Genomic DNA, 11,253 nt, shown 5'->3' with positions numbered 1-11,253 from the left:
CTCCTTCTCTTCCTCAGAAAGTTCCTGAAAATCGACTACCCATTTGGCAAATTCCGAAATGGGCATATCCATCCACACGGTTATCGGTGTGTAGTTACATCTAGACATTTTTAGGACGGTTTTTCGGAAGTCTCCAATTGCATGTTCATCGGTGAAGCCCAATCGTACAAAAAATTCTTCACCATATTTGTCACGAGGAGGAAGTCAGGGGCTGCCAAGCCCAAAATATCCTCTGGAATTTGACCAGAGACACGCGCAGCGATTACCGCTAGACCCTCGGAAGAAAAGAGTGGATCCGGGCTGATGTCGCCTCTCATGCGCGCTTGGCGTTCGGCGTGAACAAGGTCATTACCTTTCAAATCATCAAATTTCAGTTCGAGCTCGCTAATAGATTGACCGTCTTTTTCAATTGGCTTCCGTAACATTACTTTTTTACTCATAATGACCTCCTATAGTCCAAGAGCATTTCGTGTGCCTTGCATGTAATCCACACCATCTACAATGAAAATGTAGTTGAATCGGTCGAACTCAACCCTCGTTTCCCCATCGAATTGGAGTTTCAAATAGAAAATCTCCAGCTCAGCGGATCCGCCAGACGCTGCGCTTTTTTCAAATTTCCCGAGATCCACTTTTGTTGCTGGTCCTTGAACAACCAGACGTACTGCAGCATCTTTGTACTTGCCTGTTGCTGTGTCATACACCTGATTTGCACCTCGTAAATCGATACGGTGTGCCTCTGGACGGAGTAATTTCACTTGCTCATCTGTAAGGACCCGAAAATTCAGCGTCAGTTTCATACTTTGAAGATGGCCCATTGTGGGGGACTCGTATTCCCCGAGAATCCCCGCTGCTTTTACCGTTTCTGTCATCATGTCAAAAGATGGCAGGGTGACATCCGTCACCCCTAGCAATGCATTGGTTCCTCCCAGGTACGCCCTAAAATCCTTTAACCGTTCAGGCAATTTGTTCAATGCTGTTCACCTCCACTACGCTGCAAAGAGCGTTCTTAGATAGCTGACGTCATACTCAAGCGTGAATTCGATCGCTTGTCCAGGAACTGGCGACGCCCAGTACACATGAAACCGGATAATTCCTTGCAAGAGATCCGTTTCCGGATTTTCTTCTTTCAAAAATTCTACTCGGCCACCGAGCAGAGCTCCTCGGGCATTAAGTCCGTTCATCCAAATATTGACGCTATCCACTACTGTATCAATTAATCGTCGATTCGTCGGACTGTCTACGTTCTGCCAATACGTAAGAATCAAACTGTTGTTGAGCCAATTGGCCATACGCCGAACCGCAATAAACGCGTCTTTGACGTCTGTTACAGCAGGAAAAGCTGCCGTTTGGTTCCCCCACAGCTTGTATCCTCCTGTGAAGTTTAGAACAGTCACGATCCCTTGAGAATTAAGATAGTTGGCTTGAGTAATGTCCAACGAAACCTCGGACCCACTTTCATTAACCACTGCATTGGCTTGAATGCTCTTATTGGATGGGCTGACAAATGGGATATCGTCGTTAGCGGCATCTGTCTTGCATATAACACCTGCAGCTTGCGTGGAAAGATGGAAAGATAGATCCCCAAGCTTTACCTTTGGCCAGCAGACAATTTGCAATGGATCCGTAATGTTGTTGTCATTCTTCCAGACCGGGGCTTTTGTGTACAAATCAGCTCCAGCTGATGACGTGTCAATATCGACAATTGAAATCGCCTTAAAAACACCATTGATATTGCTAGATTTAGCTTTCATAACGGCTGCTACGACTGGATCCTGACTCCAACCCGGTGCGAGAATTTGACCTGGTACCAATCGGAAGGTAGGAAAGACTCGGCTAATTAATTCCATACCCGAGTAAGCTCCTGTCTGGCTATCAATCCCCCCGATGATATCGGCTTTCGTCACTTTCGATGGATCGAGGTGGTCATAGGAGATGACAAACTGTGTGGCCGTTCCAAGTGCCGTAATGACAAGCCTACCTTTATCGTCAAAAGCAGCAACATAATCAGTGCCCTTTTCGAGAGGCTGTCCTTCGGCTGTTGCTTTAACTACTAGCGTTTTTAGCAAAATTCCGTCTTGCTCGACCTTTGCCACCTTATTCGTTAATTGGATAGTCGCATTTGAAACGCTTGTTTTGTGCTTGGTAGGATCCAAGACATTGACAAAAACGACTGGTGAGACGTTAAACAGCTGATAATGCGAATAGATAAATTCGCAAAGGGTGTACTGCTCCCAATCGTCAGAATATCCCAATGCTTTCTCTGCTTCTCCATAGTTGTAGGCCAAAACTGGCTTATTTACGTACTCCTGTGTTTCTGATAGATGGATAGGCGCAGTTCCAAAAACTACTGGCAACCCCGCGCTCGCTTCCACAGGAGAAATGACAGAGGTAGGGACCTCTCCACCAGTTACGCCGTGTTTAAATGCCACTATCGAGCACCTCCTTTAACATACGCCTGTACTTCTTGGTACAAGGCATTTTCAGCTGAACCCTTAGTTTCGATTGCAAGTAATGTCGTTGAAAGAGCTTCAACAGGTACAAACAGCTTTTCCAAAGACGGGCACTTCTTCATATGTTCATCTAAGTGATTGGGGATTTCTCCGCGATACACTACAAATTGGCTGAGAATCCCGTTTGGAAGGTTGGGGCCACAGTAGATCAGCGATTTTGCTTCTTCGTTGTGCTCAACCTTTTTCCGTATTGCCATATCAAAGAAAACCTCCTTCTTCCTCCATTTGAGGAATAATCACGTTCAGGGTAAGAGATCCCCACCATTCAGGAAAAGGCTGCTCCTCCGGCATATCCGTCTCTATTGGTTTCTCAACACGAAAAGACTCGCCAAAGACCGGGCGAGCCAACAGTTCCTGTTTAATTCGTGTAAGGATGTTTAAAGGATCTCGCCAACCATCTTGTGCGTCCTGGCTATATGTTCCTACGATGATTTTGACTCTCGCAACTGCGCCGTCATTATCATCGTTATCCTTCAAAAACCGGACAATCACATATGGATAATCTGGTACTTCTTGTTTTTGTGCTGGTTTCTTTTCTGAGAGATACCCCGCAACCACTTGTGGTGCTTTCTTAATCCCAGGGATGTTCGTCTGCATTTCAAAATTCTCGGTTACTGACTGCAGATGCTCTACAAGTCGATCCAACATAATGGTCGGTGTCATCGATTCGCCTCCAGCAAACGGTTAATCTCATGATCCAGCCGTTGACCCATCGTTTCCTTGGCCTTCTCGTTAACCCAATCCGAGACACTTGGATTTCCAAGCATTTGCGGAACAGATGGACCATAAAACTGATCGATCGGCTTTCGATCTGTCCCTACCCGCTTGAACACTCCTACATGGCCACTTTGCATTTTAGCTACGAATGCAGACTTGATCGGGCCACCTTCGCCACGTTTCACGCGTGCGACGATCTTAAAGGCTTTACCATTTTTCCACCGCACATTAGCCGCTTTCTGAGGCTGTGGGCTTTTTGGAGACACACGAAAAGTAGTCAAAGCAATGACACTCCCTGACGAAACAATAGAGGCGCTTAGACTTGTAGGAGTGGCCTTGCGGAGCTTGAGTGTATCTGTTACGTCCTTGTGCCTGATGAAATAAGTTTCACGAACTTTCCGAGCTGCTGCCGTTCTCGCTGATTCTGTTGCCCGGTTAATAGCACGGGCCATAGCTGCAGGGGCAGCCCCTGGAATATGACGCAGCAATTTCTCCGCTTTCGCCATTTGCTCAGTAGTAAAATCGATCATGCTATGTTCGCTCCCAGAGTGATCTGGTAAATCCCAGCGGTTTCTGCAACATCCGTAACCAGATAAAGCTCTCCGTCTAGCGTCATCCTTTGTCCAATCCACGGTTTCTCGTCCAGGTCTTCACATTTGACGTACATGGTAAATTCAGAAAGCATGACACCGCTATGCGTTGCGTATGCACTCGCGCCGTTCATACTTTTTTCCTTTAAGGTGTCCGCATCGATGACGACTGTAATGTTCTTGCCTTCGATGTTGTGCATATCGCCGAATTCATCAGGATTCATGAAAACGGCGATATCTTGGGCCACAAGCTCTTTAAAGTTCAGCATTGTCGGCTCCCTCTTCCCTCTTGGCAAGCCAGATTTTGTATTGCTCAACTCGATTCTCTTCCTTCGGTCCTGGTTCAATGTTCAAGCGAGCCAAAAGCGCCTTTTGTTCATCGGCCTTTAGCTTGCTGAAATCTTCTGCCGTAGGATAATCGAGCTCTGGAACGTCTTTTGCAGTAGGAGAATCCTGTTCAATAGAGTCTTCATTCTCGGTGGAAACCTCCTCTGGTTGATCAGTTAAAAACCCGTTTTCTTTCAGCTGCTCGATCACATCTAGGGGGAGCTCGCCTTTTACGCTCTCCCCCGGCATAAACAACCGTCCGGCGAAATTTACTGGATTGACTACTATCATGGTGTCACCTTACCTGGGTTTTTATAGAGTCCACGGTAATCCAGAACAGTAACCCCGTAATCGAAATAGATTCGGAAGTCCATGCCCAGGCGATCAAACGGAATATCAGTTTCCAGGGTTGGCTCCTCTTGGCCTCGCAGGTACGTAACCTCTACCGTATCGGCAATGTTCTGATCAGCTGCAAGATACCAAGCGTCTGCGCTGTGTGCGTCCAGTTCTGCGTCCACAATCACCGTATAGGAATTGCGGAAGACGTTGGCCACGCCGCTGTTGTTGCTGCTCAGATCTGACTCGGAACGCATGAATTGCGCTGCATCGGTTTCCAACGCTGCTGGAACAAGCAAGAATTTCGGAGAAATGTTCAGCGTTGCAATACCTCGCTGGTCTTTTTGAGTCCGCATTTTCAAGCGTGCCTCGCTCATGGCGTCCTTACCAATAGGCCCGGCTGTCCCTAGGTTCTTATGATCCACATGGAAGAGTGTCTTGGCGTCGAAAATAGCAGGATTGGTGGCCAACATTTTATAGACGAGTTGGTTAATACCACGTTTTGCGGCCATGACATAAGCTGCTGGAACACGTGACAACATCGAGAGATCGTCATTGATAAACGCCTCGCGTGTGAAGCCCCAACGCTTGCTGTACGTGAGTACGGCTTTCGTTACCTTCTCGTCTTTCATTGCTGTGTCATACGGAATTGGATCATTTTGCGGCGTACGCTCCAAATTCCCTGCTTCGCTGATTCTGTAGTGTTCGGCAGCCTTGAAATCTGGATTTGAGCCCCGGCTCGTCCACAGTTGGAAAGTTGTTGGTGCTTCCTGATACACCTGGGATAGCGTTTTGTTGACTGCGTTAGACACAATACCTTGGAACGTAGTATCAGGACTCAGCGCACGCTTGAGTAGCTCCTCATCCCGTAACAAGTGGGCACCGGATTCTCCAGCTCGTTGCAAGCACTCGATTGCGACGTCGCGCAAACGCAAGCTGCGAAGTTCCATAGCACCCGCTGCAGGCTTCTCTACATAGCGACCTGCACGCATGAGCAAAGCGTCTGATGCTGCAGCGCGAAATTTATCCGCTTCTTCGGTTTGTACAACGACCGAGGTAGCCTGTGGTTGATTAGCACTGATTTGCTTCTGCAAAATTGCGTCTTTCACAGCTTGAACTGTCGCACCTGTACGGATAAATTCATCGCCCTCCATACCGAAGGTCCGGCAAAGCTGAGAAATCTCTGTTACACGAGCACGTTCTGCCTCTGCCGCCTGACGCTGTAGATCTTCTACATTTACTGCAGGTGGTGCTTGAGAAGCTGCCGAACGTGTTGCAGGATCTGGCGTAGGTGCTGCGCCTCCACCTGGCAACCCATTATCCGGGACCATGTATCCTTGTGCTTGCAAAGCCAATCGTTTCAAACCATGCATATTAAAATCCTCCTGTTCAAAAGTTCTTCCAACACCGACTGACGGATCTGCCGGAGTTGGCTCGATGCTAATTTCAAAAGGCTGCCACTTCAATGCGACGTAGGCCGGGCCTGTGTGACGGCCATTAGCAGATGATTTACCCGCTTTGACCTCTTCCCACGAGCTCACCGAATAGCCAACGGACACGCCTTTGATCATGCCCTTATTGACTTTCTGGAAAATCTTGTCGCTCTCTTCGTCATCGTCGAATTTTACGAGCGCCCGCGCTTTTCGCTGCGACTGATCGAGCCAAACCTTTTCGATAGAGCCGATCGGAAGCTTTCCATATCGAGCATCTCGGCCATGCGCAAACAACAAAACGCCAACTTCCTGGAGTCTCGCCAGGTCGATGGCGTCTAGATCATGGCTCAGGATTTCAGAGCCGAAATATCGTTCATAGGGTGCCTCTGAGCTGAAAGATAGCTCAACCGTTCGGTCATTCTCGTTAATCGTGGAACGGTCAAGCGTTAATGTTCGCGTAAGCAGGTTATTCGTCGGGCTGCTGTTTCTTGACAGCATCGTCGGAAGCATTACTTTCCCCACTAGCTACTCCTCCCGTCAATTCTTGAATCAATTTCATTTCTTCGATACGCTGCATTACGACATCACGCCAGTCCTCACCCCTTTCTGCACAAATTCGAGCGAGCGTATCTTGATTGGATTCCAACGCCACCTTATTGGCACTTACTTCTTTCATCGGGTCAATCCAGGTATTCCCCGGCGGAATCCATACGTGCGCTGTGTAGAGCTCCTTATTCTGCATGAAATCCTTGATATGCAATTGCCCTGTCAAAAACATCGTCTCCAAAAATAAGAGGTAGACCGGAGACATAACGGTTCCAATCATTGAACGTTGCATTCTCTTGTATGTTTTACGGTCTTCGATGAGTGCCTGTCGAGCACTAGAATAGTTCACGTTGCTCATGTCACGGGATATCGCTTCATAGCTCAACCCAATACCGGAACCACCCAACCGGATTAATGTACTGATGAAATCCTTAGTGTTTGATGCTTGGCCAGTTGGGATGACTGTCTGTACTTCATCACCGGGATTCAGCTCCCCGATCATACCGGGTGAAAGCGACATTCCGTCATAGCTTGAGCCCTTTCCTACGGTGCTCACTCCTCGGCCAATCGACCCTGCCGGGGTTCCTTTCTTGATGAATACTGACAGACAAGCTAGTACGCGCTCTTTTACGGATACTGCTTCGATAAACTGGTTGGCATCCTTGATCCGGGGGATCACAGTACGCAATCTAGATAGTTCACGCACTTGGCGTGGAGATGTTTTCCTGCGCCAAAAGATCACCTTGTCCGCTTCAATACGGATACTTTCACCATGGAGTTGCCGGATGCCGTCAAACTTCTTGAAGTGATAGGCAATAGGACGACCGTATTCATTAATTTCGATCCCATCAACAACACGTCTTCCTCCGAATGATGTGGTTATTGAATCTAACTCGTCCACTTCTCGTACCTGCAGTTTGAAAGGAAAACGCTTCTCATCTGTAAACACCTTAACTATGAGAATTCCGCCGTCAACAACATACCGACGAACGAGCATTTCTTGAATCTCTTCAAGTGATTGCGTCGCAGTAATGTCGCAGTTCTCGGCTTTACTGAATTCCTTCCACAGCTTTTCTATTCGCTGATTGATTTCTTCTGCTGCAGTAACTGATTTTGGAACCTTGGCTTGCAAGGTCATTCCTGTGCCTACCACATTACGCTCGAATGCATCGATAATGGACTCTGCTACATCACTGTTTCGTTCCAGATCCCGCGCACGACTTAGTATGAGATTCCTTTCGGTTCTCATTTTGTTTTCATCAGCAGTTGCGGCCGGATTCCAATTCATATTCAGTCGGCCACTCGATCCCGAGTCGTACAGGGCATCCATACCGGAACGCCATGCCTGGCGTTTGTATGCCCATTGTGGGCTGATTGCTGCAATGGTCCTTTCCAACCACTTCAAAGCGACTACCTCCCTTCGAAGACGGCAACTTTGAAGATTCCGCCGCCGTTTTCAAGCACATCGATTTCTCTTTCCAGCCGCTCTCTCTCTTTGTAGAGCAGCCCAAGGTCAGCCTTTTTAATCCTTCTGGATCCGATGCTGTACTCTTGAGCCCCGTTTTGAATCGCAAGAATTGCCTTGTTCAACTGCTCCAGCTGCTCGCGGAAACGAGCAAGTTTTTCTTCCGGTGTCATATCCACTTTTCACCTCCAACCCAGTTATTTGCAGATCGTTTTTCCTGCTGCTTAGATGCCAGATTTTCTTCTTTGATCGGCTCCTCATATGTCAAATATCGAATGCCAAGGCGATCAGCTGCAAAGGCTGCATAAACCTCAGTATCCAAATAGTGGTTATCCGCACCGGCCGTCTTTAGTTGCCAAACATCGATTGTTTTCCCGTTTCGTTTGATCTCGACCTTATGCTCGGCTGTTATTTGCTCAGCATATTCCCGATCGCACCCCTCATACACATACCATCCGCCTTGTTCATTCGGCTTGCGGGCGATTCGGTTTGAAATCAGATCCTTGTAATAGCCCCCGTCAATCAAATAAAGAGAAATGCCAAAAAGCCCTTTCTCTTCACGGTCGATCTTGGTCAACCGGAATTTTGCAGGGATTTCATTGCTTGCCCCTTTTATCGCAACAGCCCATTCGCTGTTTCTCACACAAAAATCGTATGTGTCATCTGGGTTCCAGCCGGAATCGATAGCGCAAAGACTTACACAATACTCAGATCCGTCCTTTGATCGATAAGGCGCATTCATTACGTCTTCGATTTCTGCCCAAGTCTCGCAGAATCCATGTCGGACGTTCCAACTGGTAATCTTCTCACCCCATGCCCTAACGGTGTAATAGAATCGGTCCCTTTGCACGTCTACCCCACCAGTGAGGAAAATAGTTCGATCAGGGACAACACCCTCTTCGTAACCGCTTGTCCGCTCCAGAACAGAGTCGCTGCTCAGCTTTACCTGTGTTTTTTCCCACGGCTCAGCCAACCAGCTGTTGATGAAGTTCATGAGGGTTTCCGGATCGCCCTTGCTGATCATAAATTCGTAAGCCACATCACCGAATCGCACCCAAGGACTGTAAATAGCATTTAGGTGAAAGGCGGTTTTAGTAGCCAATCGAGTAACCCCTGTAGAATCGCGCCACTCACCGTTGCGAAGCATCGTCGGTTTGTGCGCGTCACGAATTGCCCCTTTACACTTTTCGCACTCATAGTAGGCTGTCTGTCGAATCTGCTCAGCAGGCAACTCTTTATTGAACTTGATTCCACCCTTGAACTTGAACGTTTGGTAGTGGCCACAGTGCGGACAAGGGACGTAATATTGCAATTTCACATCCGCTTTCTCGTAAGCTTGCCAGATTGGACCGTTCTTTAGTGTTGGTGTTGAGGTCTGGACGATCTTCTTGTTGAATGCGAACGTTTTTGTCCGTTCACGGGCTAGGGAACGTGGATCGGCTTCTATTCCCGCATTTTTGGGGTACTTGTCCACTTCATCCATGAACAGAAATCGAATAGGACGGCTGGACAATGACGCCGGGCTGTTTGCACCCGAAATGACAACATACATCCCGTCGAATTGTAGCTCTAGGAGCTTACTTTCCTTCGCCTGAAACTTGGCAGCTAAGGCCGGGCTCAGTTGCATCATCGGTTGCAATCGGTTTTTTGAAGTGTATTCGGCCAGTTCAATCATTGGATAAACAACAAGTGCCGGGCTAGGGTCTTGAGCAACAATGAAGCCCAGCATATTATTCAATGTTTCCGTCCCGCCGACCTGTGTTGGCTTGACAAAAATAATCTCTTCGACGCGTGGGTCAGTAAAAGAATCCAGAATTCCACGTAAGTATGGTGTACGATCCGTTGACCACTGCCCTGGTTCAGATGATGTTTTTATATCCAAGATTCTGTACTTGTCCGCCCACTCTGAAACGGTAAGTTTTTCAGGGGGCTTCATCACTTGTAAAGCGTCCATAAGCCATTCTGAAAAGCTATTTTTTGGGCACATCGTACACACCTCTTACAGACAACTGCAACAGAACCACATTTGTCGCATCGGTGATATTCTGTTCGATGATACGCACCTGGTCAGGATCTACATATGGCGCAATCTCCATGGCAACCTTTCTGCTATAGCCCTGCATGGAACGCCGCAGTGTAACAAAAAAACGCTGGAGCTCGCTCACAACGTCATCCCGCTTAACATATTCACCATTTGCAATGGCATTTTTCAATGTGGCAGCTGCCGCCTGTTCCCGCTTCAACTCTGCTTCGTACCGGAGTTTCATTTGTGCATGTGACTCATCTTCGCCGCTTGCTTTGGCACCTTCGCGTTCAGCTCTCCAACGAATAACTTCACGCAAGTCAAACCAGCCTGTTTTCACCTTTGGCAAGCCTGCCTTTGTGTAGTTCTGGAGCGTATTTCGGTGGATATCTAGCACCTCACATATCGCTGTGGAACTAAGGCACAGTTTACCTTCAATCACTTTTACGGACTTGCTGATATCCATTCCGAGAACACCTCCTCCATGCATAACATGCACAATGAAATTTTTTAATTATACTCGGTCAGATTTCGGGCCTCGTTAGACCCGCATAGGGCCCACCCCGCCGGAAGGACCCGTGGCCTCCAAATTCACAAGCGCTTGGGAATATGGCCGAGCTGATGCATGTAAAAAGCCACCCAATACATCGGATGGCTTACACGTTTCGCTGTTCATATTTTTTCGATGTTATCATAGTAGCACGGAACGAGTGGCGCAGTAATAGCGTCTTTTTCTCACGCTTTTCTCACCCGAATAATTCGACACCATCTACGCCAAAGATCAGCACTGACAAGGTTTTGGCTGCCTCGTTAATGTTCCGATACACAGTGCTGACGTCTATTTTTTCGCATTCGGCTATTTCCTCGGCTGTCATTTTTTCTTCGGAAATGTACATGTTTTCGATAATTCGATAGCGTCGGAGGTCCTCTTGTTGTCCAGATGTTTCACACATTGCCTTATAGACACTCACCATTCTCTGGACGAACTTGACCATAACCATTGTTCGTTGCGTGCTTCTCTTGATGGATTCCAGCGCTAGCTCCTGTGTGTACAAGCTCTCCATAGCTTCGGCATAATCATGAGCGGTGACTTTTACCTTTTCATTCGCTCCTTCCACATGGCTTACGAATGATCTGAAATGCTTTAGCAGCAACTTCGTATTGCGTAGCCGATAATCCCGTTTCTCCTTCTGTTGCTTCTGTTTCTCTTTTTCTAAAAACTCTATCGCTGCCTTAACCGCAGTTTCCGCAGACAGCTTGGTTACTTCTTCTGCTAGTCTTTGATTCAAGCCGACCACCTCCACAA

General features: G+C 47.7%; 14 protein-coding genes. All 14 read right to left on the bottom strand.

Going from position 1 to position 11,253, the window contains the following annotated elements:
• Positions 1-110: 110 nt before the first annotated feature.
• Positions 111-440: a phage tail assembly protein gene (locus tag HP399_RS06280; protein ID WP_173616560.1), complete on the bottom strand. Its 330-nt coding sequence runs from the start codon at positions 438-440 to the stop codon at positions 111-113.
• 9 nt (positions 441-449) lie between these two features.
• Complete coding sequence (locus tag HP399_RS06275) at positions 450-971, bottom strand: phage major tail tube protein (RefSeq protein ID WP_173616561.1); 522 nt, start codon at positions 969-971, stop codon at positions 450-452.
• Between the two features lie 15 nt (positions 972-986).
• Positions 987-2,429, bottom strand: a complete 1,443-nt coding sequence (locus tag HP399_RS06270) for a phage tail sheath family protein (protein ID WP_173616562.1) — start codon at positions 2,427-2,429, stop codon at positions 987-989.
• The gene (locus HP399_RS06265) at positions 2,429-2,707 is read right to left on the bottom strand and encodes a hypothetical protein (protein ID WP_173616563.1); all 279 of its coding nucleotides are present in this window, start codon (positions 2,705-2,707) and stop codon (positions 2,429-2,431) included. The genes HP399_RS06270 and HP399_RS06265 overlap by 1 nt, the downstream gene beginning before the upstream one ends.
• 1 nt (position 2,708) lies before the next feature.
• Positions 2,709-3,173 (bottom strand): hypothetical protein, encoded by a 465-nt coding sequence (locus HP399_RS06260; protein ID WP_173616564.1) that lies wholly within the window; start codon positions 3,171-3,173, stop codon positions 2,709-2,711.
• Positions 3,170-3,757, bottom strand: coding sequence for a phage tail protein (locus HP399_RS06255; RefSeq protein ID WP_173616565.1), 588 nt, complete (start codon positions 3,755-3,757; stop codon positions 3,170-3,172). Before HP399_RS06255 ends, HP399_RS06260 begins: the two co-directional genes overlap by 4 nt.
• Positions 3,754-4,086 (bottom strand): hypothetical protein, encoded by a 333-nt coding sequence (locus HP399_RS06250; protein WP_173616566.1) that lies wholly within the window; start codon positions 4,084-4,086, stop codon positions 3,754-3,756. The genes HP399_RS06255 and HP399_RS06250 overlap by 4 nt, the downstream gene beginning before the upstream one ends.
• Complete coding sequence (locus tag HP399_RS06245; protein ID WP_173616567.1) at positions 4,073-4,435, bottom strand: hypothetical protein; 363 nt, start codon at positions 4,433-4,435, stop codon at positions 4,073-4,075. Before HP399_RS06245 ends, HP399_RS06250 begins: the two co-directional genes overlap by 14 nt.
• The gene (locus HP399_RS06240; protein ID WP_228088460.1) at positions 4,432-6,435 is read right to left on the bottom strand and encodes a prohead protease/major capsid protein fusion protein; all 2,004 of its coding nucleotides are present in this window, start codon (positions 6,433-6,435) and stop codon (positions 4,432-4,434) included. Before HP399_RS06240 ends, HP399_RS06245 begins: the two co-directional genes overlap by 4 nt.
• The gene (locus HP399_RS06235) at positions 6,380-7,864 is read right to left on the bottom strand and encodes a phage portal protein (protein WP_228088459.1); all 1,485 of its coding nucleotides are present in this window, start codon (positions 7,862-7,864) and stop codon (positions 6,380-6,382) included. Before HP399_RS06235 ends, HP399_RS06240 begins: the two co-directional genes overlap by 56 nt.
• A 5-nt stretch (positions 7,865-7,869) precedes the next feature.
• The gene (locus tag HP399_RS06230; protein ID WP_370642656.1) at positions 7,870-8,103 is read right to left on the bottom strand and encodes a DUF6148 family protein; all 234 of its coding nucleotides are present in this window, start codon (positions 8,101-8,103) and stop codon (positions 7,870-7,872) included.
• Positions 8,094-9,911: a phage terminase large subunit family protein gene (locus tag HP399_RS06225; protein ID WP_217367431.1), complete on the bottom strand. Its 1,818-nt coding sequence runs from the start codon at positions 9,909-9,911 to the stop codon at positions 8,094-8,096. The genes HP399_RS06230 and HP399_RS06225 overlap by 10 nt, the downstream gene beginning before the upstream one ends.
• A complete protein-coding gene (locus HP399_RS06220; protein ID WP_228088458.1) occupies positions 9,895-10,413 on the bottom strand; it encodes a hypothetical protein in 519 nt (172 codons plus the stop codon). The genes HP399_RS06225 and HP399_RS06220 overlap by 17 nt, the downstream gene beginning before the upstream one ends.
• A 280-nt stretch (positions 10,414-10,693) precedes the next feature.
• Complete coding sequence (locus HP399_RS06215; protein ID WP_228088545.1) at positions 10,694-11,245, bottom strand: hypothetical protein; 552 nt, start codon at positions 11,243-11,245, stop codon at positions 10,694-10,696.
• Positions 11,246-11,253: the final 8 nt, after the last annotated feature.

The sequence above is a fragment of the Brevibacillus sp. DP1.3A genome, from assembly GCF_013284245.2.
Classification (GTDB): Bacteria; Bacillota; Bacilli; order Brevibacillales; family Brevibacillaceae; genus Brevibacillus.
Note: the sequence above shows the minus strand (reverse complement) of the source record. Positions and strands in the feature narration are given on the sequence as shown.